The sequence below is a fragment of the Exiguobacterium sp. s50 genome (assembly GCF_018618175.1).
GTDB lineage: Bacteria > Bacillota > Bacilli > Exiguobacteriales > Exiguobacteriaceae > Exiguobacterium > Exiguobacterium chiriqhucha.
In genome coordinates this window covers 97,996-120,587 of sequence record NZ_JACSLP010000008.1, presented here as the reverse complement: position 1 = coordinate 120,587, position 22,592 = coordinate 97,996, and the positions used below count along the sequence as shown (strand labels likewise).

The following is a 22,592-nucleotide window of genomic DNA, read 5'->3' as shown; positions in this document are numbered from 1 at the left end:
TTGAGAAAACTTCGATAAATTCATCCTCTTTTTCTGGCTCATCACCATAACTCGTGGTTGCTATTTTGACGACCGATCTCGAGGCGCAATCTTAAAAAGAATCGCTCGAGGTTTCGATAGCCATAGCCACGGCGTTTGATGAGCTTGATCTTGTTGTTCGTCCCTTCCATCTTCCCGTTCGACAGCCTTGACACGATTGTCTGGCGCATCGCTTGCTCCCGGACCCGGATTGCTTTCGCGATCTTCGCCAGGGGCCCGCACGGATGGAACTGATAACGGTCCAACCAGTCTGTGAGCCGCCGTTGCAACTGTATCTCGCACGTCGCCTTCAGCACATACCGGATATGCTGGAGCCCTTGATAGAGGTTCCGAATGAATGGATCTTCCTGCATACAGGAACGGGCGACCTCCCGGTCTTCCCCAGTCAGCGTTTCCGGGCGACGCGCGAGCGAACGATCGATCACGCGAACGTGGTGATGGCGTCTTGCCTCGTTCAAAAACGACGCCGTCGGCGAAGGGCGTCCGTGACGAACTGGACGAGGTGGAACCGGTCCAGCACATGTTCTGCCTCCGGGAAGACATGGTTGATGGCCTTCGCCATCGCCGGTGCAAAATCACTGACGACAGAACGGACATCCCCGGATACGCCTTGAAGTGCTGCCGAGATGGCTGCCACGTCCCGGCCCGGGACAATGGACAGAAGCTGGCCACTCTTGGCATCGAGGACAATCGTCGCATAGTGGTGCCCCTTTCTCGTGGCGAACTCGTCGACCAGGACATGCGTTGCACGCTCCATCGTCTCCACCGAAGCGTACTGATAGAACCAGCGCTCCACCGTCGTATAAGGGAGGCTGTACTCGCGTGCGACATCTGAGATTGTCAGTCCGTGGCAACGTTTTGCGATGCCTTTCCGGAACACCTCGGTGGAAGTGCTGACGAGCCCGAGACCGTAGTCATACACGAACGTCAAATCACAAGAGGTGCATCTTTGACGTGGGACATCCAGTTCGATCCAGAGTACACCGACGTTCCACGCATGACCGTGTCGAAAGCGACGCCGCTTTTTCGAATGCAGGATGGTCTTTCTCTGGCACAGCGGACAAGGGATGTCATGTCGATCCGGGATGACCGGAAAAACGTTTGGTTCTTCGTCTGAAGACATCTGAATCTGAAAAAGGTCTGGAAGTGGAAGAAGTAATTTGATAAACTGTTGGGACAAAGCGAAAACTCCAATCGTGGTTTGTCTAAGCAACAATTACGATACCGGGGTTTTCGCTTTTTTTCTATGTTCAATTCAAAATCTGATGGATTTTATGCGTCAACCACACCTTATGGTGATGAGCCTTTTTGTGACATACTGTTCAAAATCTACTTTGAACGGGGACGATTGCGATGAATACTTGGAAACACACTTTACTCTTACTAACTGGCGTCTGCATCTCGAACCTCGGCGCCTGGGTGTATTTCATCGCCCTCAACTTGATTGTTCTCGAGATGACGCAATCGCCGTTCGCCGTCTCGGTCCACTACATTCTGGTCCCGCTCGCGGCACTATGCGCGAACGTTTGGTCAGGCTCGGTCATCGACCGTACCGATACACGCCGCTTGATGATGTGGCTTGATGCGCTCCGCGCCGTCGTCGTCTTCAGTCTCGCTTTCATCGACTCACTCGCGCTCATCTACTTGCTCGTGTTTCTATTGAACATCGCGAGTTCCGTCTTCGAATCGGCCTCCCTCGTCTACATGACCAAGCTCGTCCCAAGCGGTGACCGTCAACGGTTCAACGCCATGAAAAATTTCGTCCAATCGGCCGGATTCATCTTAGGCCCGGCCATCGCGGGATTGTTGTTCATGATCGGTACACCCGCGCTCGCGATACAATTGAACGCGCTGGCGTTGCTCGTGTCTGTCGGAATCCTCTCCCTACTACCGAAGTTGTTCACGGCCCGCGACGAAGTCGAAGTGTTCAACCTGCGCATGATTCTCGATGATTGGAAAACGGTCGTCCGATTCGCATCGACCATGCGTTACGTGACACTCGTCTATGGCCTATTCTGCGTCATGACGATTTTCATGTCGAGGCTCGACTCGCTCGAGGCGTCGTTCGCGACGCAAGTGCTCAACTTTTCTGAGAGTCGCTACGGTTTTCTCGTCAGTGTTGCCGGAGCCGGGATTATCGCTGGTTCCATCATCAACGCGACGTTCAGTGCCCGGCTGACGTTACCGTTCCTAATCAGTTTCGGTGCCATCCTAACACCTGTCGGCTATCTCGTCTTCGCCTTCTCCGAGTCATTCGTGGTCGCAGCGGTCGGATTCTTCCTGCTCACGTTCGCCTTGTCGTTCGCGAACACCGGCTTCTTGTCGTTCTATCAAAACAATGTCCCGACCGACCTGATGGGCCGCTTCTCCGGGGTGATCAACGTAGCGGAGTCCGTCTTGATTATCGGGTTGACGTTCGGCATCGGTCTCCTCGCTGAATATGTCGGGATTCGCTCGACGTATGTCGCCTTTTCACTCGCTTTCTTGCTCGTCGGCTTGGTCACAGTACGGGTTGTACTAGAGCGATCAAGACAAGCTTTGTATACGTCAGCTCTACACGAGGAGGAAGCATCCTAATGCGGTTATAGTGTTGGCGAAACAACAGAAAGAGCCGATTGAGACCATCCTCTCAATCGGCTTATTGTATCGCTTGAGTCATCTGATCAATGTGTTCTTCTACCACAGCAACAATGACATCCGGACGATCTAATTGAATGGCATGCGATGCCTGTTCCGCAATCACCAGCTTGCTAGTCGTTGCGAGCATCGTTTGTTCACGAATGAGTTGATGCCACGTTGCTTCTAATAACCTTAACTCAGATTCAGGCAAACCGTTTAACATGCCTTGTGCGACTTCATAATCGGCGTCGCGTCCGATCACATATAACGGCATCGCATAGGCGATGGATCACTCGTCACTCCTCCTCGCCAGAGACAATCATCTTCCGATCCATGTGTTCGACTTTGAAGTGACGGGCGCGATGAAGCGAATCGATCGACACGTTGATTCACGATGGCCAGACCACCCTTGCCACATAACTGACGACACCACCGGCATCTGTGTCGGTGGTGTCGTTTACTTAATCCCGAAGAACGCACTCGCTCCGATTCGAAAAACGATCTCGTCGTTCCAGTCTAATGTTTTATAATGAAGGTGACGGACATCTTTGATTGGTTATTCCGCATATATAGCGGGTAATTGAAGAGGTGGCTCATCGTGAGCCGATTCAAGACAGATGGAGGGGTGAACATGAAGCAATGGACTAATGAATCGATTTATTTGTTCGGTCTCATCGCTTGTATGATTGTCGGTACGATGGCTTATATCGTCCTTTTGTCTGAAAGTAACACCGGTCTTCTCGGCTACTTGATTTTACCCACCATCATACTCTCTTCTCTCATCTTCGGGATGCGAGCTGGGCTGACTCTGTCTGTCACGCTCCTCCTCTTTTTATTCATCTATTTCCGATGGCTCGCGTCCATTTACGAAACAGGAAACGTTCAGTTTTTTAACGCCAGAGGCATCAGTTTTACGATTCTGCTTCTCGTCATGTCCATTCTGTCTGGTCTCGTTCATCAACTCGTGAACACCGTTCAACTGTCCCGGCACGAGTTAGAGGAACAAGCGCGACAATTGATTGCGGTCGATCCAGAGACGTGGCTTGATAATACCGAGCGATTTCGGATGGACTTGAGTGCGGAACGAGACCGTCTCATTCGCCACGGTGGCTCATTCTCAGTCTCGTTCATTCACTTGAATGACTTCGCTCGTTTCAAGGAACATTACGGACGAACTGAATATGAATGGTTCTTGAATTATTTCAGTGACGAGCTCCATATGGCAACAAGACGAACCGATCACAAGTATCGGATCGCAGTCGATACGTTCGCCATCATCTTCCCCTACACGTCACAAAAAGCCGCACAAGTCGTCCATGACCGGATTCGTCCGCTACTAGAACAGTATGAGCTTCAAAGCGGTAAACACGTGTCATTGACGTATGAGGATACGTTTTATGAGGTGAATCAAGAAAATTGTAACACGGTCGTTGATAAAATCGTTGCGAAGGCATCGTCGACTAGTTGAGAAATACCTGATAATAAAACCTTGAATGATCGACACTTAATAAAAGTGCGCATTCAAGGTTTTTGTGTCATCATATCGATTTTACCCCACATTTAGCCGTTTCGATTCTCCATCACGACTGCTGTCTGTAACGTCTATCCAAGCCCATTATACGCAAACTCAGAATTTCCATTTGGATACAGCATCAAGTCCTTCACAGAGTTAACCCAATTCAATTTCTTATCTAAATCGCTCTAGATGATACTCTATCTAGGTTGCCCGAAGAGCATTTTCATATGTATCGTTCGACCTTTTATCACTTCAGTTTATTATTGTTAATCGTTTCATCTCGTTACATTTCCGACTAAATGGAGAGGTTCCTTCCCTTGAATCGCCTCGATCACGCCTCCGGCAATCTCTTTATGCGTCAACCAGCGGCTCTCCCCCTTCACGACTTGAAAACCGAGTTGCACTTGGTGATAACGGACGTCTTCAGTGATCGTCAGCCCGTTTCTCACACCGCTCGAGTTGGCGCGACTACCGAGAACATGGAACACGTCCGTTCCCCCTCGTAGTGCTGACAACACACACGTTAAGGCGTCAGCTGCGTCCGAATGAACCCAGGCAACGACCAAGTCGAAATCTCCGTGATCCGCAATCGAACTTCGCAGCGCTTCCTTGAGACGCAAGTCGTCCCGATAGTCGACCAATACGGCAGACAGTCGGTCGGGTGTTTGTTCGGTCAATCGGCTCATTTTCTCGGCATCCCGTCCGATGATGGACACGTGATAGCCAACCTCTTCCAACCAAAGGACCGTCCCCGCCAGCATCCCGCTGCCGCCGATCACTAACGCATGTTTCACGATATATCTGTCCCTTCTGTCCGTTTATAAGTAAGGAAAGGAATCCTGACTTACGAAAGCGAAATCTACATATAACACCCCCCTCAAGGAGGCATGATTCCCATTCCATCGACCATCTATTCCATCAAACCAATCGAGTCGCCACACGAACTCGATGAATCGTTCCCAGTCATGAATCAACTGCGCACCGACTTGACGCTCGACGCCTATCGCGATCTCGTCGCCGCCATGCGACCACAAGGGTATGAACTATATGCGTTATACGCCGACGATGTCATCGTCTCGCTTGCGGGGATTGAGCTCCGCGTCAATCTATATCTCGAGAAACACGTCTTCATTTACGACCTCGTGACGTGCGTGAACCATCGCTCGAAGGGATATGGCGAGATGTTGCTTCACTTCATTCATGAATACGCACGCGACAGTGGTGCCAAATATGTCGCCCTCGAGTCCGGACTGGCAAGGACCGAGGCGCATCGCTTTTATAAAGACAAGATGGACTACGCCATCACGAGCTATTCGTTCCGAAAACAGCTTTGAATTCTATGTAACAAAAAAGGAAGAGCCGAACGCTCTTCCTGTCTTTATTATATCGCGATTCTCGAACCAAAAACAGACTGTGTTCTCCTAAATCCATCCACTATACTGTGAAGACAGCCTGACTGAAGGAGAGATAAAGCATGACCGATGACATGAAACCGCTCGACCCCGGCCCGTTTTTCCACGGAACGAAAGCCGAACTGAAACTTGGAGACTTGCTTGAACCGAAGCGACGCTCGAACTATCAAGACAAGCAGTCGAACTACATCTATTTCACGGCCACTCTCGACGCCGCCAAGTGGGGAGCCGAACTGGCGAGCGGAAATGCGCGTGAACGAATCTACGTCGTCGAACCGACGGGCGACTTCGAGAACGATCCGAACTTGACGGACAAGCGCTTCCCCGGAAATCCGACCCGGTCGTACCGGTCGAACGCCCCGCTCAAAGTCGTAGCCGAACTCGGGGCTTGGGAACGCCACCTTGACGATGTGATCGCGCATATGCGCGACTCACTTGAGAAACTGCGACACGCTGGAGAAGATATGATTGAAGACTGACACGAAGTAGATACACCTTGAATAAATCGTACAGGAAGCGCTGATATTCTGGAGAAATCGATTATAACAAGCTTAATGCATGGATTAATCGAGTCAAATCACAATCTGAAGATTAATTTATCATAGGTTTCTCATAATACTGAGCGAATTCAATCACTATGACTGGCTATCCGTCTTGATGAAAAGAAAGTAAAAATCCCACTCGCGATGGCTGAGAACACAATTTTAAAAAGAGAGTTGTGAGTAAAACCATCAATCACATATCCCTTCAGCTTTTGCAATAAAGCGGCTTCCGGAATCCAATCAATCACATAACCGATTCCTAACATTGAAGGAAGACTCATTAACAAGTACACCGAGACAAAAACGAGCATAAACGACTTCGTGTTCACCATCTTTACCTCCTTAGTTTTACGATAATCAAGTACTAAAAGAAAGCGGATGACATCAGTGTGTGATGCCGTCCGCTTTCTTTTGATTCATCTTTTGAAATGAGCCATCCGCATGCACAAGTGTGAACGGCTCGGCGAGCGACGCGGCCGCTGCCTCGGCTTGAGACATCGTCTCTTCCGTGATGACCGCTTCTTGTCGCCGTAACCGAAACGCCCGCTCGAGGCGACTCGTCAGCAAGTTACTGAGGAAGACGAGCATCGACAATCCAATCGCAGGGACGAGGAACATGTGACTCGTCATCCAGGTCGTCGCCGTGAACTGCTTGAAATAATAGCCGAACATCGACGACCATTCAAACAGTGTCGGCATCACACCTTCGAATAAGTAAATGGTCCCTCCGAAAAAGACGCCGAACAAGGACAGATGAATGAGTAACATCAATGTTTGCACAAACTGTTGCATGAAGACGATCACCATCGTCGGGACGAGGTGCGGCCACAGGTGTCGCCTCACTCGATGCCAGACGCTGCCGCCTAACGTCTCGGCGACAATCATAAACTCTTGTTGGAGCAACTGCCGGATTTCTGTAATCAAGTACAGCGTGACGGCAGGTAGACCGAGCAACACGAAGACCGTCAATTGAAGCGTCACGCGATCAACTAGCGGTGGCACCATCGTCGAGTCTGCGAACAACAGGGACGAAAACAGCATCATCATGGCAAGAAGGGAAATCGGTAGAATCAAAAACCCATCTAACAGCATTTTAAAGATTCGGTTCACGCGCGCCCCGCGAAACGCGAGTGGAATCCCAATCAATAGGCCGAACGCCATTCGTCCGAGCGCAACAATCGCACAAATACCAACCGTCCACTTGAAGCCTTCAATCATCATTTGGAACAAATCGTTCCCGGCCCGGTCGGTACCGAACCACTGATCTTTCGAAGGTTCGAGTGGCGGGATGCCAATCAACCGACCTTCGTCGGAGTAACGGTTCAAGAATTGATCGACTTGGCCATCACGGAATACGGTATTGCCGATACTGAGTAACAACAAGCTGACAAATATCACGAATCCAATCATAAATATCGGATCGCGCAGGAGTGCACGACGCATCAGATCCCTCCTTTCCAGGCATTCGGAATGAGCCATTCCGCTACTAAATCCAATAGGAAGATCGGGATATAAACGACCAACAAGATGACGAGCAGAATCGGCATGACCGGGTTATAGACGGCGAACCGGAAAATACCTTGGACGTTAAACAAATACTCGATAATCAACAGACTCGATAGCACCGTGATCAAGTTCGAACGGAAAAAGAGGTAGAAGCGATACACCAAATTCGGGAGCAAATGTCTCCAGAACAGGGCGGCCGGTCTGACGCCTTTGGCCCGGGCCAGTTCGAGAAACAACGACACCTCCTCCTCGAGGATATGTTTCGTCAACCACTTGAGGAAGAAGAACAGAATCGTGAGCGTCAACGTCACAATCGGCAAAAAGCGTATGTATTCGGCGAACCCACCTGCGACTTCAATTCGATCGAACCCTGTCTTCTTATAAATCGTGATGGCAAGAAATTGCGAGAAGATGAGCCAAAACAAATCCGGGATCATCTCGAGCGTCTGGCTCGTTTGCTGGAGCACCGTGCGCACGCGCTTCCCGCTCCGATAAAAGAAATAGGCGTACAGAAGGGCGAACCCGACCGAGACGATGAGTGACGTCATAAAGATGATGACCGTCTCTTTCATGAGCGGGGCGAGGTCTGGCAATAACGGTAACTCGCGTTGTGCGGTGACGTTGTAGTATGTAATCTCGTCGAGTTTCGCCAACTGACTGAATTGTTGTTGAATCCCGTTCCAGTAATTTGATGGCACGAACTCGAGTTCCACGACGAGTGACGGCAAGGCACTGATTGCAATCAATACAAATAGCGTGATGAAAAACTGAGCCGATTTTTGAGCAATCCAATTCATCCGATTCTCTCCTTTTGTGACATGAGTTTCTATTCTCTCAATGATTAGCCGCCTAAAACACAGTCAAAAAGAACTCTCTCCAAAATAAAACATTTTCTCGATACAAAAGTAAAATAAAACCATATGTGTGTTTTTTGATTCTATCACAGTAATATTGTAAATAATAACAATATTCAAAAAATAAGGAGGTGAATTATGCTATCTTTAAATTACGCACATACTCTGAGACAACTTTAAATGTGCTAGCTACATTGAACATCCCAATCAATAAGCAAATAAAAAAGTAGTCCTTCATGAAAGGAACACCTTAGTATGTTGAAAATAGAACGTCACCATCTTCAGACCGTAACTCATAGTCGACGAGCGTCTTCAACTCCTGCGTGAGCGTGATTGTGCATTCATATTCAATACCAGGACCGAACGGGATATCGGGACGATTGCGCGTTTCGTGCGGTACGCCATTCAAATATACATCGATATCACGGGCTTTAGCACCGTTATCGATTACATAGCACATTCCCGTCTCTGTCTTGTAGCGACTATGAATCCGATCATATGTGTCTGGAACCGTCACGAGCAACACTAGAATGACTAGCACGAGCGATCCAATAGACGCAAACAACTTTCCTAACTTTCGTCCTCTCCACCATTGGACGAAATACATGATCGTCGCACCCATAAGTGCGAGCGCAATACACCAAAACCCAATTATATCAATCAAACTTATCACCTCATCTTTTTATACGGGTGCTGCCAGACAAAGTTTCATCACCATTTCATTTTCAAGGAGACCTTCATGACACACTTTCTCAAAGTACAAAACCTCTCCATCCTGCTCGCACTCTGCCTACTTTTAAACATTCAACTACTCGCCAACAGCGGACGGATTCATTTGTTAATGGGTGATGCATATTTTCCAGCCATCACTATAATCGGCCTTATTTCACTCTTCGTGTTCACGCGGCTCATCGTTAAACGAATCAGGCAACTCGCCCCTTCACCATGGAACCTATCCCTGTATGTCTTATGGCTCCCTTATTTGACGCTGTTCACATACGTCTGGACGCGAATCGTCCCCGCTCCAAATGAAGCGGCATGGCCAAGTCGGGTCGTCGGGCTATTGATCATCGCGCTCACATTCACGTTCCCGCTCTATGTGTTCATCGTCCATATGGTCGCCCGCTCCAAACAACGAACGACGTAACCAAAAAACGTGTGCAACCCGAAGCGGGTGCACACGTTTTTTCATGAGAGCTCCTGTCTTCGTTTCTGCCACGCCACGAGCAAGATGCTGATGATGACGAGCAGGAACCACGACGACAGCTTGCCGAGGTCAACGAGCGCCCAACCGCTCAACTGGTTCGGATATGCCCAACCGTTGTAGAACGTGACGATATTTTCCGCGAACCAGATGAAGCAGGCAATCAAAAAGAAGGCGACGACGACGGGCATCGTGAAACGGCGGTCGTCGAGCCGGTACGTGACGATGGCACGGCCGAAGACGAGAAAGACGAGACCAATCAACACCCAGCGCAAATCGAGCCAAATGTGATGCCAAAAGAAGTTGAAATAGATGGCGATTCCCAGGCCGAACGCGATGAGCGGTGGAGGCATCTTGAGAAACTCCAAATCAAGGCGGCGCCACGACTGGACGACGTAGCTGCCGACGCTCGCATACATGAACCCCGCATAGAGCGGGACGCCGAACCATTTCGTCAACGCCTCGTCGGGATAGCTCCATGACCCCATCTGGACTTTGAACAGCTCGAGGCCGAGCCCGATAACGTGGAACCAACTGATGACCTTCACTTCTTCCATCGTCTCGAGCCCGGTCTTGACGAGCACGACTTGGACGAATAGGCACCAAATGAGGAGGACGTCGTAACGCGGAATCGGAAAGTCGAACCATTTCGTCAACGCGAGCGCCCCGAAGATGGCGACCGGGAAGATGCAACTGAGTGCCTGTTCGTAACCGAAGATGAACAAATAACGGATGCGCCGCATCGTAATCACCTACAATTCGATGTATTCGTAAAGGAATGACGACTCACCGTCAAAGAAGCGCGGATCGTAGAGGCCGAGCCGCTCATCATCCTCGACGACGACAACGAACGGGGACCACTGTTTGAGCGTGATCGCTTCTTTATTTTCGGCGAAGAGCGGATTCAAATCGGCATCGTCCGCACTCGTCAACTCGTATTGGACCTCGGGTTCTTGATAAACCGAGTCACTGTAAATCGACACCGACTCATCGGTCTTTGTGACGACCGTGAACTGGGTCGGGATGAACGAGGCCGACAGCGCCACTTCATCGTGATCGGCGGCATACGACTGATACAAGTACGCCCCTTGCGCACTTTGAATCAAGACGTGCACGACGATCGCTGCCCAGGCGTAGCGATACACCGTATGACTGATGTCAGTTCGCCATGCGATCAGCCAGGCGACGAGGAAAATGCCCCAATAGACGAAATCAACGATCGGGATGACACCGAACGTGACCCGGACATCCGATAACGGTTCGAAGTAACCCGTCCCCCAGGCGTTGAACAAGTCTGCCGTGTTATGGATGAACACGGACAAGAGCGCCCACCAGAAGTAACGGATATCGGTCACCTTGAACAAGAGGCGCACGAGTATGTAAATGAGTAGCGCGAACAACGGGACGAGGAAAATCGAATGAGTGATGCCGCGGTGCCACATCTGATACATCCCTTCCGTGTCCCATAACCGCGAGATGACGTCACTATCTGGGATTTGGCTCCCGACGAGCGTCGTGACGAACAAAGCACGTTTTTCGTTTTTCTGAAGCTCTCGCTTGTCGGCCGCCCCGTAGAGCGTCAGACCGAACAGCGTATGTGTGATGGTGTCCACCGGTCTCCTCCTTTTGGACGGAAAAGACATCCCCCTCATGACGAGAAGGATGTCCGTCCTAGCTTATTTCTCTTGGTCCATTTTCATGGCGCGTCTTGCGACGACAGCGACAAAAATGACAGCGACAATCGGAATGATTAATGGCATCCAATCTAACATCCGCCTGTCCCCCTTCTACAAGTGTCGCAAGCAGTATATCATACCTTCATTTCAATCGTTTCAGTGAATGCTCGCCTTCGCATATCGTTCGGCCATCGCCTCGATCGTCTCGCGCAAATGGTCGCGGAGCGTGATCGGTTCGAGCACCTCGACTTGCGTGCCGAGCGACAAGAGCCAGAAGACGAACCCGTCGGATACGGCCGCATCGAAGCGGATGAGGAAGCGTTCTCCGTCTTGAGTAATCGAGACGTCTTCGCCGAGCTTGTCGAAGATGACCGGGAGGACGCGCTCGTCGACGGCAAGGACGATTTCCTCGTCGAGCCCGTTGTACATATTGAACGACTTTTGGAAGTAGTCATCCGGCAAATGATGTTTCATGCGCGGCGTATCATCCTCGACAATCTCTGAGTTGACGATGCGGTCGACGCGATAGTTTCGGATTTCCCCGATCGACTCATCGATGCCAATCAAATAATATTGCTCATGGTTCCAGTGCAAGTCAATCGGATTGACGACATAACGCTCGCCGTCACGGCGAAGCGGGAACGTTCGCTTCGTGGCGTCAAAGCCGACGACGTCCGTATATTGGAACGAGATTGCCTTTTGTTCTTGGATCGCGCGCTGGATGCGATCGATATGGTAAGGAATCTGTCCGTGTTTCTTCTTCGGTGTCTTGATGATCGACTGGAGCGTTTCCGCTTCCGGAATACTCGTCAGTTTTTGAAGCTTTTCGACGATCCGCTCTGTCACGTCCTCCGAGATGAACTTCGCCGCGACGATGGCGTCGACCATCATCCGGAGCTCATGGATTTCAAACAAACGGGCCGAATGCCAATATTTTTTGGCGAGGCCGTTCTTCTCGAGCTCATCCTGCACCTCGAACCCCGAATCGGTCAATGCTTGGATGTCGTCTTTCACTGATTTTTTTGCTAACTTAGAAGTATCTCCGATCGTAGATAAATATTCGAGCAAGTCTTCTAACGTCTTTGGATGATTATCATCTGTGTGGCGTTCGAAAAACCGTCTCACCTCGAGTAACCTTTCTCGGTTGTTCACGGTTTAATCCCCTTTCACTTCTCTATGTAAAATATGTATAAACAGACAGTAGCATGTTATTTCCATGAAATAAAGGTATTTTCCATTACAAATCGTTTAAGGAGGCCCTTCCGCAGTGAAACATTACGCGCACGTCAACGGCACGAAAATCGAATATATGGACCGCGGTCATGGTCCGGTCATCGTTCTGATTCATGGGACCCAATCATCGAGCCTCGAACCGTACCATGTGGACCGGCTCGTCGTGTCCGGTTTTCGGGTCATAGTCCCATCCCGTCCCGGCTACGGTGAGACTCCGTACTCATTTTCAGCTTCACCGCAAGCGTTCGCCACCAACCTACGTCATTTGATGGAAATCATGGCAATCGATCGGTATCACGTGTACGGCATTTCGGCCGGTGGCCCGACGGCAATCGAGCTCGCATCGCAGAACGACCACGCGCTCAGCCTTACGCTCGCTGCCGCTGTGACGAGCGTCGTCGACTTCCCCTATCGGCAATACATCAGCCGTAACGTCGCTCAGCCTGCGTTCATCGCGCTGCAATTTGCGATGAAACAGTTCGTCGCCCGCGCCATTCAAAAACAACCGTTCGAGGCGACGGCCCGCATGATTCAATCGACGAGCCTGCTCGCACTCGATGTCATCCGCGACGAAGTGACCCCGTACGATATCTTCCTATTGAAACGAGTCGCTAGCCAAATGGCGTTCGGTCTTGGTGCCCAGTTTGACCTGCGGCAACAAGTGACCGATGAAGCGCTGCTCGGGGTGACGTGCCCGACGTATATCGTCCACTCCAAAAATGACAAGGCCGTGCCGGTCCGCCACGCGCATCACGCGAAACGGCTCATCCCGCACGCCCAGCTCACCATCTTGAACAGCCCCGGCCATTTGATTTGGATTGGTCGTCAAGCACGGAAGAGCGAGCAACAGATTGAACGCTTTATCCGCTTCAACTCATAAGACGCCATTCTAGGCGTCTTTTTTAGTCGCCTGGTTCGAGCAGATTGATCAATTTTTCCGTCACGTCAGCCGGAAGGCGGTAGCCGATATTTGTGTCGTCCGCGTCATAAAGACTGCTTGCCGACTTCGCATCATCGTTGAGCCAAAGGTAATAGCGGTCCGTCTCCCCGTCCTCGAAGCGGATTTCGATATCGTATTCCGGCCCAACCACATTGGCGACACCTGGAATTTCGTCTGCCTCACGCAGCATGTCTTCGAACACTCGAATCGATTCCGGTTCGTCGAACGTGACGATATCGCGCTCTTGAAAACTGCTGAATCCGTCCGATTCCGAGACGCGGACTTCTTCAATCCCATCCGTCCGAAAATCGTTCGAGGCACAGCCGGTCAAGGTAAGTGATAACGTGACGAGAGCAAAGACTGATGTATGTCGATGTTTCATAAATAGACTCCCTCTGTCTGTATATGGTTGATATACGCGATTCATGCAAGTAAAGTTTCACATTCCACGTCACTCGTTCACTCATCCACCCCGAGCACTTGAATCAACTGATTCGTCATATCTCTCGACACGAGATAGATGAGATGCGGATGCGTCACATCCATCAAAAAGCTCGGTTGATGTTTCTGTCCGAGCCAAAGATGATACTGTGCCATCATCCCGCCCTTCCAATGAAGCTCCAAGTCAAAGTCCGGTTCCCCGTGAATGGAATCTTCGAGCGCATCATCTGCATTACGCAGCATGTCCGCGAACGATCTCACTTTTTCGATTCCATTGAACATGATGAAATCTGTCTCATTGAACGAACCAATTCCTGACGACTCAGCAACTCTCGCTTGAATCATCTCTTCTCTATTCAACTCATTCTCCTCTGAGTTCATAAATGCTTTGAACATCGCCGAAGCCCCTGTGAAGATTGCCCGATCTAGTTTCATGTCCATCACCCCATTCATGTTGATCGTTATCTTTTACGAAAATCCGGACGAAAGGTTTCACAAATTTTGACATCGGATCATTCAGGCCTGTTTTCGCATTCGCTCCAAGAAAATCGGCAATATGTTCAATAGAATCGAGATGCTCGTTAAGACCCACCACGCTCGTCCCATACCTGGTATGACATCCGCCAACGCACTCCAATCCTCCGCTTCGACCCAGACTGATAAATAGCTGTAATCTGCACACACCGTCAATGCGGTCAAGGACAACGCAATCGCCATCGGTAGCTTATAGTCTTTCCCGATGCTGAACGTATACAAATTGAACAGTGTCGCCCCAATCGCGAGCAATCCTAAAACCATCCACACGTAAATCATCCCCTATGCTATATGTAATTTATTCCCTATTTCTAGAATAGCATATAGAGTTCATTCTGTAGGTAAACAAAAAAGCCAAGCCGAAGCTCAGCTCTTCCTTATTGATACGTCCAACCGGTCAGGCTCGCAGTCGCGCCTTCATAGCGCAACTGTTTCTCGAGCTCGCTCGGGAAGACGCGGAGCGTGGCGACCGCCTCACCGTCATTGACGAAGCATTCGACACTTGACGAGTCGACGAACACGTGAAGCGACGTCACATGAATCGCTTTCGTCCGTGTCGTGCCAAACTCGGTCGCGAACGGCTCTCCGGCATTCGTCCGGTCGATCGTCAATTCGCCTGCCGTCGCGTCGTAACGGATGACGAGTGACTCATTCTCGACCTGAAGCAGGTCGAGCGTGAAGTCTGACCCATCCGTTTTCACCTCAAGCTCATACCGGTCCGGTGTCGCGACGCTGATTGATGTGCCGGACGCGTCGAGGAATGTGTCTTTGCGAAGCGTTGTCATCTCCGCCACCGGACGCTGCTTGAGCATCCCTTCCTCAATTGTGAGCACACGCGGTAACGTCAAGGCGTGGGCCCAACCGAAGCGGTCCGTCGGATACTCGATTTCAGGGAGTCCCATCCAACCGACGAGAACGCGTCGTCCGTCCTGTTCTGTCGTCTGTGGGGCGTAAAAATCAAACCCGAAGTCGAGCTCCTCGAACGCTCCGTGGGTGAATGTTAACGTCTCAACGTCGAGCTTGCCGATCAAGAACCCAGACTGATAGATGTTGTGATAGCGATGCCCGTCCGGTTCAATCCCTTGCGGCGAGAAGACGAGGACGTGCTGCCCGTTCAGTTCGAACACGTCGGGACATTCCCACATGTAGCCGAACGAATCGAGTCCCGTCTTGATTTCACCGAGGAACGTCCAGTCATCCAAGTCGACCGAGTGATACAAGACGACGCAACCCGTCTCGTCCGTACGTTGTGCGCCGACGACGGCGTAATAGGCGCCGTCCTCGAGCCACACTTTCGGGTCACGGAAATGTTCCGTGTACCCGGCCGGCACGTCCGGAATCGCGACATTGCGACGTTCGATCTTGCCATCCCGCAACACGCCGAGCACTTGCGAGGCGTGACGCGTCCAGTCATCCGTCCGGTGATTGCCCGTGTACATGACGTGGAGTTCCCCGTCTTTCACGAACCCGCTGCCTGAATAGGCACCGTGTGAATCTTCGGTCGTCTCCGGGACTAACGCCACCCCGCGGTCCGTCCACGTGACGAGGTCGGGTGATGTGACATGATACCAGTGTTTGAGACCGTGTACCGGTCCGAGCGGGAACCACTGATAGAACATGTGATATTCCCCGTTGTAATACGTGAATCCGTTCGGGTCGTTCAGGAGTCCCGTCGGCGGTTGGATATGATATCCGAACCGCCACGGGGAAGCTGCCGTCTTCGTGCGGAGCGTCTCCATCTCGAGGGCACTCACGTCACGTAACGAGCGGTAACGCTCTGCCTTCGTCCAACTCATAACATCACTTCCTTTTCATTATGCTGCTTGTTTGACTGCTTCTTTTTTCGCTTGGCGTTTCGCGAGCACGAACGTCAATCCGAAGGCAACCGCGAAGGCGATAGCCATACCGATGATATACGAGACGATTGACGCTGGTGCGATTGAGATGATCCCTGGAAGACCTGCCGCACCGAGGGCAACGGCGAGGACTTCACGTCCGACGATGAACGCCGAGGCGACGCCTGAACCGATGATGGCCGCGATGAACGGATAACGAAGTTTCAAGTTGACCCCGAACATTGCCGGTTCCGTGATGCCGAGGAGTGCCGAGATCCCAGATGCTGAAGCGACACCTTTCATCTTTTGGTCACGTGTCAAGAAGAAGACAGCGAGTGTGGCCGCACCTTGCGCGACGTTCGACATGGCTGCGATTGGGAAGATGAATGATCCACCCGTACGTGCGATATCGGCAAGAAGCTGTGTCTCGATGGCGATGAAACTGTGGTGCATCCCTGTGATGACGATCGGTGCGTACAAGAGACCCATGACGAGACCGCCGAAGAAGCCGAGTGAGTCGTACGTCCAAACGAGACCGTCGATGATCAAGTTACCCGCTTCGCGTGTGATCGGTCCGACGAAGGCGAACGTGACGAACGCCGTAATGAGGAGCGAGAGGAGCGGTGTGAGCAAGATATCGAGTGATGCTGGCATGAATTTGCGAATATTGATTTCAAGTTTCGACAAGATATAAGCGGATACGAGGACCGGTAACACTTGTCCTTGGTAACCGAGTTTCTCGATTTCAAAGCCGAGAATGTTCCAAACCGGAATATCACCGACCGTTGCTTGCGCATAGGCGTTGACGAGATCCGGGTGAACCATGATCATCCCGAGCGCGGCGCCGAGGTACGGATTACCCCCAAACCGCTTGGCGGCGGAGAACCCGATCAAGACGGGCAGGAAGACGAAGGCGGCGTTCGCGAACGTGTTGATCATCGCGGCGAGATCGGCGATGCCTGGGTACTGATCGATGAGTGAGCTTCCTTCGAAGAACAAATCAGGTGCCGTGAGCAAGTTGTTGATCCCCATCAAGAGACCGCCGGCGACGATGGCCGGGATGATTGGGACGAAGATATCAGACAACATTTTGACGAACTGTTGGAGCGGGTTGCCTTTCTTCGCGCCGGCCGACTTGACGTCGCTTGTCGACATATCGCCGAGGCCTGTCAATTGGGCGAACTCAGCGTACACCTTGTTAACCGTACCTGCACCGATGATGATTTGATACTGGCCACCGGTCGAGAACGTTCCTTTGACGACGTCGAGGGCGTCAAGTTTCTTCTCGTCGACTTTCGATTCGTCGTTCAAGACGAGGCGGAGCCGGGTCGCACAGTGGGCCGCGGCGGCGACGTTGTCTTTCCCGCCGAGAGCCTCTAAAATCGCTTCTGCTTCTTGTCTGTAGTTCATGCTGGTTTGCCTCCTAGCGTTTCAAGCACGCGTTGTTGTGTTGGTATGGCCGGAATCGCGCCGTATGCCGTGCACGTCAAAGCGCCGGTCACGTTCGCGTATTCGATATCCTTCAGTAAGCGCTCGTCATCGATTCCTAGAGTCGCTAAGCGATACAAGTAGGCGCCGACAAAGGCGTCACCCGCTCCCGTCGAATCGACGCTTTCAATTTTCACTGAAGCGATGACGTCTTTGACGTCTTTCGTCGCAATCAGTGTCCCGCGCGAGCCGAGCGTGATGGCGATCCGTTTCGCACCCGTTTCGAGAAGCGACGCGATCGCTTGATTTAAATCGTCAAGCCCAGTCAACAAGTGCGCTTCTTCCTCGCTCAACTTGACGAAGTCTGCTTCGGCGATGAAGTGGAGCGAATCTTGTTTGAACGCCTCGAGGTCGGTCACAAGCGCGTCACGGTAGTTCGGATCGAACGAGACGAACAGGCCGTCACGCTTGGCGAACTGGAGCAGTTTGAAATAAGCGTTCTTTAACTCACCGTCGAGGAGTGCCGTCGCCGATCCGAAATGGACGATGTCTCCAGGCTTGAAGGCCGACAAGTCGATTGACTCGAAGGCATAGTCGCCATCGCTGCCGCGTCGGAACGTGAAATCTCGTTCCCCGTCTTCTTGAATCGACACGAATGCGAACGTCGTGTCACCTTCCTCCACCAAGTTTTCGACGCCGACGCCGTTGTCGACGAGCGTCTGTTTTAAAAAGCGTCCGAACGGGTCTGCCCCGACTTGACCGAGGAAACTTGAATTTCCTCCGTGTTTACTGACGACCGCCGCGACGTTTGCCGGTGCGCCCCCCGCTTTCTTTACGAATGTCGTTCCGTTGACGAGGTCGCTCGATGCGTCATCGCAAACCCAATCAATCAATAGTTCACCAATGCAATGTACGGTGTTCATCCGTCCACCTCCATGTCTGAATGTCGTGCTTCGTGCCATTTATCGAACCGGTTCCAAAAACAAATAAAAAATGTTGCGGAACCGGTTCCGCAACACAAATGTAATCGATTTAATTTAAAATGTCAACGCTTTCTCGCAGTTTTAATTCAAAAGTTGTGAACGTTTTCATCGGGATGGTTTCGCCTGTTAACAATTGGAGAATCATGTCAGCCGCACGAGACCCTGTCCGACGGTATGGAAGATGCACCGTCGTGATCGCTGGATGGAGCACTTCGGTGAAATCATAGCCGCCGAATCCGCTCACCGAGATGTCGCCCGGGACCGTCTTGCCGGCGTTGGCAAGTCCCTTCAACACGCCGAGTGCGATGTTGTCGGTCGCACAGACGACGAGTGACGCCGACAGCTCATGCCCTATCTGAGCCCCAATCGGAATCGCGTCATCGATTTTAAATGACGTCGTGTACGTCTTCACATCCGCCCCTGCCTCGTTGAAGGCGCGTAAGAAACCATCACGTCTCGTTTGACCGACGGCGATGTCGTACTCCTCGACGCCCACATAGATGATGTCGCGATGTCCCCAATCCATGAACTGCTTTCCGAGGGCGTACGCCGCGTCAAAGTCGGGATAAACGAGGCTATGAACGTGTCCATGTTCCTGACCGATCAATAAGACGGGGATTTGAATGTCTTGTATTGCCTGCAAGTGTCGCTCCGTCACGGTCGTCCCGAGCCAGATGATACCGGCCACTTTTTGTTTCGCCAAGTTATACAACTGCTCGATTTCCCGTTCGGTCTGTTGGGCCGTGTTGACGACAAGCATTTGATACCCGCGTTCGGTCAGTCGTTCATCGATGCCCATCATGGTCCGCGAAGCGGCATAGGAATCGAGCCGCGGCACGATGACACCAATCATTTTTGTCTGTTTCGACTTCAAGCTTTGCGCGAACTGGTTCGGCTCATAGTTCGTCTCTTGGATGACGCGCTCAATCTTGTCGCGGGTCGCCTGTCCGACCGAGCCCCCGTTCAAGTAACGGGAAACGGTGCTTTTCGCGACCCCGGCCAATTTGGCGATGTCATTGATTGTCACTTGTTTCATCTCAAAAACCTCCATACGAAAAAACTGACGCGTTAGACGCCGTCAGTTCAATGGTTGATTACATATCGTTTTTTAAAGTTTAAATAATAAAGGCCGTTCCGTTTCTCGAAGCCGTTCTTCTCGAGGACATGGCGTACCGCTTCCTGATGCGGACTCGTCGGCGGGATGCCGGCGCGGACCGTATGCCCTTCTTTCAAATCGGACTGCTCGAGCGCGAGGCGAAGCCCTTCAGTCGCATAACCCTTGTCTTTGAATGGGTCGAACACCATCAAATCAAGCTGATAGACGCGAGCCAGTTTCAAGAGCAACACTTTTCCGACGACTTGACCATCGACACGGAGGTCGTAATAGAAGTCCTCCCCATAGCTATGGGCGTCGGCTGAGTACACCTGCTCTTCGCCCATCTCGACAAAGATGCCTTTTAACTCTTCGGCTGACATGCCGTAAGAACTTTGACCGTATTTTTTAAAATGCTCATATTCGATCTCATCAATCTGACGAATAGGTTGACGCACGATTTCCATCCCGTGCCCTCCTTAACAGTTATCTCATTGTCTTTCCACACTCATTATATACGAACGGCGCCGTGAAGCGCAAAAGATAACCGAAATCAGACCGGTTCGATGTGAATGTGGACTGTATCGACGGCATGGTGTTCGTCGAGTTCGCGCTCGATGTCATCACATAAATCGTGCGCCTCCTCGACGGTGAGGCTTCCTTCGACGGCAATCGTCACATCGAGCATGACGTGATTGCCGAGGTGACGTCCTTTGATTTCACGGACTTCCTTGACGGCATCGAAATGTTGGATCGTCTCTTCATACGAATCGACAAGGTACGGAGGGAACCCGTCCGAGAGCTGATGGGTCGCGTCGAGAAAGATTTGAATCGCCGTCCGGATAATCATCCCGGCGATGAGGACGGCGAGCACCGTATCCATCCACGGTAATTTAAAGTAGGCAAACAGGACGCCGAGCGTCGCCCCGATTGAAATCATGGCGTCGGCGAGATTGTCTTTCGCTGCCGCCTTCAATGCGAGTGACCGGGTCTGTTTGGCCAATCTCGAATTGTACGCATATACGCCGAACATGACGAGCGCACTCACGAACGCGACGACGGCCGCGAGCGGGTTCGGTTCCACGTATTCGCCCTCGATCAGAGTGGCGATACTGTTCAATAGAACGAACACCCCAACGGCGACCATGATCAGTGATGCGACGAGTGCGGCGAGTGTCTCCATCTTGGCGTGCCCGTATTTATGTTCCGCGTCTCGGGGCAGCGCGGCGATGCGAATGCCGATATAGACGGCGATTGAAGCGATGATATCGGTCGTGTTATTGAATCCGTCGGCGAGGACGGCTTCCGAATTATACAAATAACCGAATACGACTTTTAGGACAGATAAGACCAAATACGTCGTGATGGATAAAATGGCGCCTTTGAGCGCTTTTGGTGGATGAGTTGTCGACTGCATCCGACCACCTCCTTATTAGCTAAGTCAGTATACCAGTCGAATGTCGTGTGGGCATAGAGAAACAGTGTTTCCCTCAGTCAAATAAAATGGAATATATTCCCGGTAGTTTCGTCTTTCGATAATTATGGTAAAGTAAATGAGAAGATACCTAACGGTTACCCAACAAAAGAGGTGAAACGAATGTTTACAGAACGTGATGGAATCAAGCTTCGTTTGGAACAAATTGACAGATTACTCGCCGATTTGAACCGAGAAGCAAAACAATTGATGGCTCGTCTACGAGAACTCGACGCAAGCGGTGAAAACCCGCATGAAGTGACGCTCAAACCGGAAGATCGTGATACGCTCAAATCGTCAATCGATGAGACGCTCGAAGCGCTTCAAAGCCGCTCGAAACGCCCGATCAACCCGAATGATGAGAAGAAGAAAGAACTCGCCTCGCATAAGGCGCTCATCGATGAACTGTCAGATTTACTCAGCAAGAAAAAATGAGACGCCTCCGCGTCTCATTTTTTCAGTAAGGAGATGCTATGACCTATATCGTTACGACTTGTTTACGCCCGACCGAGGCAACCATCGAACGGGCCGAGGCTCACGCAGCAAAGTACGGCGTCCGTTTTATCCCCCGGCGCAAACACTCCATCGACACGTTAAAGCAACGCCACCAGACAGGCGTCCTCGTCTTCGATAAGCGCCGTGTCGAATATACCCCACTCGACGGAGATGAACCGTTCTTTTTCCATCCATCGAGCTCGGTGTTCCGCGTCAAGCAGCTTGCACGTGGTGGGAACGACCCGCTCGTCGATGCTGCCGCAATCAAACCAGGTGACCGTGTCCTCGACTGCACACTCGGGCTCGGCTCGGACAGCATCGTCCTCAGTCATGCCGTCGGTCCGACCGGTCGCGCCGTCGGTCTCGAGAGTGAGTTCGTCACCGCGATGCTCGTCAAAGAAGGCTTGACCGTCTGGGAAGAGAAACACGACGCGGTCAATGAGGCGATGCGTCGACTCGAGGTCGTCTGGACGGATGCCCTCATCTATTTGAAGTCATGCCCGGACGATTCGTTCGACGTCGTCTACTTCGATCCGATGTTCGAAAAGACGATTTCAGAATCGGTTCACTTGAACCCATTACGTTCACTCGCCAACACAAATCCACTGTCTTTTGAACTCATGACGGAGGCCCGTCGTGTCGCGGCCAGACGGATTGTCCTAAAGGCTCATTTTGAGAGTGAGACGTTCGAAACGTTTGGTTTTACAAGGATTGTTCGCAAAACATCCAAATTTCATTACGGCATCATCGATTTAGAGACTTGACCCC

Annotated in this window: 28 protein-coding genes; 8 read left to right on the top strand and 20 right to left on the bottom strand. The window is 51.4% G+C overall.

Annotation, left to right across the window (positions count from 1 at the left end; all coding sequences use genetic code 11):
• Nucleotides 1-41 precede the first annotated feature (41 nt).
• Together KNP68_RS12325 and KNP68_RS12320 are read right to left on the bottom strand one after the other, a co-directional pair.
• The gene (locus tag KNP68_RS12325; RefSeq protein WP_214799756.1) at nt 42-497 is read right to left on the bottom strand and encodes a transposase; all 456 of its coding nucleotides are present in this window, start codon (nt 495-497) and stop codon (nt 42-44) included.
• On the bottom strand, nt 494-1,219 hold the full coding sequence (locus KNP68_RS12320) for a transposase (protein ID WP_131490821.1): 726 nt from the start codon (nt 1,217-1,219) through the stop codon (nt 494-496). The genes KNP68_RS12325 and KNP68_RS12320 overlap by 4 nt, the downstream gene beginning before the upstream one ends.
• Before the next feature lie 173 nt (nt 1,220-1,392).
• On the opposite strand from KNP68_RS12320, the gene KNP68_RS12315 reads away from it, so the two are divergent.
• Nucleotides 1,393-2,616 carry an MFS transporter gene (locus KNP68_RS12315; RefSeq protein ID WP_131472544.1) on the top strand — a complete coding sequence of 408 codons (1,224 nt, stop codon included), beginning with the start codon at nt 1,393-1,395 and terminating at the stop codon, nt 2,614-2,616.
• Nucleotides 2,617-2,677: 61 nt separating this feature from the next.
• On the opposite strand, the gene KNP68_RS12310 is transcribed toward KNP68_RS12315, so the two are convergent.
• Entirely contained in the window at nt 2,678-2,920 is a 243-nt protein-coding gene (locus KNP68_RS12310) for a hypothetical protein (protein WP_125318014.1), read from the bottom strand.
• A 369-nt stretch (nt 2,921-3,289) separates the two neighbouring features.
• On the opposite strand from KNP68_RS12310, the gene KNP68_RS12305 reads away from it, so the two are divergent.
• Nucleotides 3,290-4,126, top strand: coding sequence for a GGDEF domain-containing protein (locus tag KNP68_RS12305; RefSeq protein WP_029595527.1), 837 nt, complete (start codon nt 3,290-3,292; stop codon nt 4,124-4,126).
• A gap of 323 nt (nt 4,127-4,449) precedes the next feature.
• Here the strand turns inward: KNP68_RS12305 and KNP68_RS12300 are convergent, their stop codons facing one another.
• The gene (locus KNP68_RS12300) at nt 4,450-4,968 is read right to left on the bottom strand and encodes a Rossmann-fold NAD(P)-binding domain-containing protein (protein WP_131472540.1); all 519 of its coding nucleotides are present in this window, start codon (nt 4,966-4,968) and stop codon (nt 4,450-4,452) included.
• Nucleotides 4,969-5,061: 93 nt separating this feature from the next.
• Between KNP68_RS12300 and KNP68_RS12295 the strand changes: the two genes are divergently transcribed.
• A complete protein-coding gene (locus KNP68_RS12295; RefSeq protein WP_029595529.1) occupies nt 5,062-5,508 on the top strand; it encodes a GNAT family N-acetyltransferase in 447 nt (148 codons plus the stop codon).
• A gap of 140 nt (nt 5,509-5,648) precedes the next feature.
• Nucleotides 5,649-6,065, top strand: a complete 417-nt coding sequence (gene arr, locus KNP68_RS12290; RefSeq protein ID WP_029595530.1) for an NAD(+)--rifampin ADP-ribosyltransferase — start codon at nt 5,649-5,651, stop codon at nt 6,063-6,065.
• A 149-nt stretch (nt 6,066-6,214) separates the two neighbouring features.
• Here arr and KNP68_RS12285 read toward each other — a convergent pair whose 3' ends face one another.
• From KNP68_RS12285 to KNP68_RS12270, 4 genes are all read right to left on the bottom strand, one after another.
• Entirely contained in the window at nt 6,215-6,457 is a 243-nt protein-coding gene (locus KNP68_RS12285; RefSeq protein ID WP_165569448.1) for a hypothetical protein, read from the bottom strand.
• Between the two features lie 55 nt (nt 6,458-6,512).
• Nucleotides 6,513-7,571 (bottom strand): ABC transporter permease, encoded by a 1,059-nt coding sequence (locus KNP68_RS12280; protein WP_131472536.1) that lies wholly within the window; start codon nt 7,569-7,571, stop codon nt 6,513-6,515.
• A complete protein-coding gene (locus tag KNP68_RS12275) occupies nt 7,571-8,431 on the bottom strand; it encodes an ABC transporter permease subunit (protein WP_214799754.1) in 861 nt (286 codons plus the stop codon). Before KNP68_RS12275 ends, KNP68_RS12280 begins: the two co-directional genes overlap by 1 nt.
• Nucleotides 8,432-8,738: 307 nt before the next feature.
• Nucleotides 8,739-9,152: a hypothetical protein gene (locus KNP68_RS12270; RefSeq protein ID WP_035385672.1), complete on the bottom strand. Its 414-nt coding sequence runs from the start codon at nt 9,150-9,152 to the stop codon at nt 8,739-8,741.
• 75 nt (nt 9,153-9,227) lie between these two features.
• Here KNP68_RS12270 and KNP68_RS12265 point away from each other — a divergent pair, with 75 nt between their 5' ends.
• A complete protein-coding gene (locus tag KNP68_RS12265) occupies nt 9,228-9,635 on the top strand; it encodes a hypothetical protein (RefSeq protein WP_029595535.1) in 408 nt (135 codons plus the stop codon).
• Nucleotides 9,636-9,676: 41 nt separating this feature from the next.
• Here the strand turns inward: KNP68_RS12265 and KNP68_RS12260 are convergent, their stop codons facing one another.
• From KNP68_RS12260 to KNP68_RS12250, 3 genes are all read right to left on the bottom strand, one after another.
• A complete protein-coding gene (locus KNP68_RS12260; protein ID WP_138859450.1) occupies nt 9,677-10,435 on the bottom strand; it encodes a DUF817 domain-containing protein in 759 nt (252 codons plus the stop codon).
• A 9-nt stretch (nt 10,436-10,444) separates the two neighbouring features.
• Nucleotides 10,445-11,305: a metal-dependent hydrolase gene (locus KNP68_RS12255; protein WP_214711048.1), complete on the bottom strand. Its 861-nt coding sequence runs from the start codon at nt 11,303-11,305 to the stop codon at nt 10,445-10,447.
• Between the two features lie 219 nt (nt 11,306-11,524).
• A complete protein-coding gene (locus KNP68_RS12250) occupies nt 11,525-12,520 on the bottom strand; it encodes a helix-turn-helix transcriptional regulator (RefSeq protein WP_034777546.1) in 996 nt (331 codons plus the stop codon).
• Between the two features lie 115 nt (nt 12,521-12,635).
• Here KNP68_RS12250 and KNP68_RS12245 point away from each other — a divergent pair, with 115 nt between their 5' ends.
• Nucleotides 12,636-13,481 (top strand): alpha/beta fold hydrolase, encoded by an 846-nt coding sequence (locus KNP68_RS12245; protein ID WP_214755045.1) that lies wholly within the window; start codon nt 12,636-12,638, stop codon nt 13,479-13,481.
• Nucleotides 13,482-13,503: 22 nt separating this feature from the next.
• Here KNP68_RS12245 and KNP68_RS12240 read toward each other — a convergent pair whose 3' ends face one another.
• The 9 genes from KNP68_RS12240 to KNP68_RS12200 all read right to left on the bottom strand — a co-directional run bounded on the left by KNP68_RS12240 (nt 13,504) and on the right by KNP68_RS12200 (nt 21,272).
• The gene (locus KNP68_RS12240) at nt 13,504-13,923 is read right to left on the bottom strand and encodes a YhfM domain-containing protein (RefSeq protein ID WP_214799752.1); all 420 of its coding nucleotides are present in this window, start codon (nt 13,921-13,923) and stop codon (nt 13,504-13,506) included.
• A gap of 77 nt (nt 13,924-14,000) precedes the next feature.
• Nucleotides 14,001-14,417, bottom strand: coding sequence for a YhfM domain-containing protein (locus tag KNP68_RS12235; RefSeq protein ID WP_214799750.1), 417 nt, complete (start codon nt 14,415-14,417; stop codon nt 14,001-14,003).
• An 81-nt stretch (nt 14,418-14,498) separates the two neighbouring features.
• Complete coding sequence (locus KNP68_RS12230) at nt 14,499-14,786, bottom strand: hypothetical protein (protein ID WP_214711047.1); 288 nt, start codon at nt 14,784-14,786, stop codon at nt 14,499-14,501.
• A gap of 107 nt (nt 14,787-14,893) precedes the next feature.
• Nucleotides 14,894-16,312 carry a sucrose-6-phosphate hydrolase gene (locus KNP68_RS12225; protein WP_214711046.1) on the bottom strand — a complete coding sequence of 473 codons (1,419 nt, stop codon included), beginning with the start codon at nt 16,310-16,312 and terminating at the stop codon, nt 14,894-14,896.
• Nucleotides 16,313-16,330: 18 nt separating this feature from the next.
• Entirely contained in the window at nt 16,331-17,761 is a 1,431-nt protein-coding gene (locus KNP68_RS12220) for a sucrose-specific PTS transporter subunit IIBC (RefSeq protein ID WP_214797652.1), read from the bottom strand.
• Nucleotides 17,758-18,702, bottom strand: coding sequence for a carbohydrate kinase family protein (locus KNP68_RS12215; protein WP_214708666.1), 945 nt, complete (start codon nt 18,700-18,702; stop codon nt 17,758-17,760). Before KNP68_RS12215 ends, KNP68_RS12220 begins: the two co-directional genes overlap by 4 nt.
• Nucleotides 18,703-18,811: 109 nt before the next feature.
• Nucleotides 18,812-19,798, bottom strand: a complete 987-nt coding sequence (locus KNP68_RS12210; protein WP_214799748.1) for a LacI family DNA-binding transcriptional regulator — start codon at nt 19,796-19,798, stop codon at nt 18,812-18,814.
• Between the two features lie 47 nt (nt 19,799-19,845).
• Nucleotides 19,846-20,322, bottom strand: coding sequence for a GNAT family N-acetyltransferase (locus KNP68_RS12205; protein WP_021067359.1), 477 nt, complete (start codon nt 20,320-20,322; stop codon nt 19,846-19,848).
• An 86-nt stretch (nt 20,323-20,408) separates the two neighbouring features.
• The gene (locus KNP68_RS12200) at nt 20,409-21,272 is read right to left on the bottom strand and encodes a cation diffusion facilitator family transporter (protein WP_214799746.1); all 864 of its coding nucleotides are present in this window, start codon (nt 21,270-21,272) and stop codon (nt 20,409-20,411) included.
• A gap of 180 nt (nt 21,273-21,452) precedes the next feature.
• Here KNP68_RS12200 and KNP68_RS12195 point away from each other — a divergent pair, with 180 nt between their 5' ends.
• Nucleotides 21,453-21,764, top strand: a complete 312-nt coding sequence (locus tag KNP68_RS12195; RefSeq protein WP_021067357.1) for a hypothetical protein — start codon at nt 21,453-21,455, stop codon at nt 21,762-21,764.
• A 38-nt stretch (nt 21,765-21,802) separates the two neighbouring features.
• Entirely contained in the window at nt 21,803-22,588 is a 786-nt protein-coding gene (locus tag KNP68_RS12190; protein ID WP_214799744.1) for a class I SAM-dependent methyltransferase, read from the top strand.
• Nucleotides 22,589-22,592 lie beyond the last annotated feature (4 nt).

What these genes read in the sequence shown, in the direction of transcription:
- KNP68_RS12200 (WP_214799746.1), bottom strand. Translation starts at nt 21,272, where the DNA reads ATGCAGTCGACAACTCATCCACCAAAAGCGCTCAAAGGCGCCATTTTA.
- KNP68_RS12240 (WP_214799752.1), bottom strand. Translation starts at nt 13,923, where the DNA reads ATGAAACATCGACATACATCAGTCTTTGCTCTCGTCACGTTATCACTT.
- arr (WP_029595530.1), top strand. Translation starts at nt 5,649, where the DNA reads ATGACCGATGACATGAAACCGCTCGACCCCGGCCCGTTTTTCCACGGA.
- KNP68_RS12305 (WP_029595527.1), top strand. Translation starts at nt 3,290, where the DNA reads ATGAAGCAATGGACTAATGAATCGATTTATTTGTTCGGTCTCATCGCT.
- KNP68_RS12260 (WP_138859450.1), bottom strand. Translation starts at nt 10,435, where the DNA reads ATGCGGCGCATCCGTTATTTGTTCATCTTCGGTTACGAACAGGCACTC.
- KNP68_RS12195 (WP_021067357.1), top strand. Translation starts at nt 21,453, where the DNA reads ATGTTTACAGAACGTGATGGAATCAAGCTTCGTTTGGAACAAATTGAC.
- KNP68_RS12210 (WP_214799748.1), bottom strand. Translation starts at nt 19,798, where the DNA reads ATGAAACAAGTGACAATCAATGACATCGCCAAATTGGCCGGGGTCGCG.
- KNP68_RS12205 (WP_021067359.1), bottom strand. Translation starts at nt 20,322, where the DNA reads ATGGAAATCGTGCGTCAACCTATTCGTCAGATTGATGAGATCGAATAT.
- KNP68_RS12220 (WP_214797652.1), bottom strand. Translation starts at nt 17,761, where the DNA reads ATGAACTACAGACAAGAAGCAGAAGCGATTTTAGAGGCTCTCGGCGGG.
- KNP68_RS12235 (WP_214799750.1), bottom strand. Translation starts at nt 14,417, where the DNA reads ATGAAACTAGATCGGGCAATCTTCACAGGGGCTTCGGCGATGTTCAAA.
- KNP68_RS12265 (WP_029595535.1), top strand. Translation starts at nt 9,228, where the DNA reads ATGACACACTTTCTCAAAGTACAAAACCTCTCCATCCTGCTCGCACTC.
- KNP68_RS12315 (WP_131472544.1), top strand. Translation starts at nt 1,393, where the DNA reads ATGAATACTTGGAAACACACTTTACTCTTACTAACTGGCGTCTGCATC.
- KNP68_RS12280 (WP_131472536.1), bottom strand. Translation starts at nt 7,571, where the DNA reads ATGCGTCGTGCACTCCTGCGCGATCCGATATTTATGATTGGATTCGTG.
- KNP68_RS12225 (WP_214711046.1), bottom strand. Translation starts at nt 16,312, where the DNA reads ATGAGTTGGACGAAGGCAGAGCGTTACCGCTCGTTACGTGACGTGAGT.
- KNP68_RS12295 (WP_029595529.1), top strand. Translation starts at nt 5,062, where the DNA reads ATGATTCCCATTCCATCGACCATCTATTCCATCAAACCAATCGAGTCG.
- KNP68_RS12215 (WP_214708666.1), bottom strand. Translation starts at nt 18,702, where the DNA reads ATGAACACCGTACATTGCATTGGTGAACTATTGATTGATTGGGTTTGC.
- KNP68_RS12275 (WP_214799754.1), bottom strand. Translation starts at nt 8,431, where the DNA reads ATGAATTGGATTGCTCAAAAATCGGCTCAGTTTTTCATCACGCTATTT.
- KNP68_RS12190 (WP_214799744.1), top strand. Translation starts at nt 21,803, where the DNA reads ATGACCTATATCGTTACGACTTGTTTACGCCCGACCGAGGCAACCATC.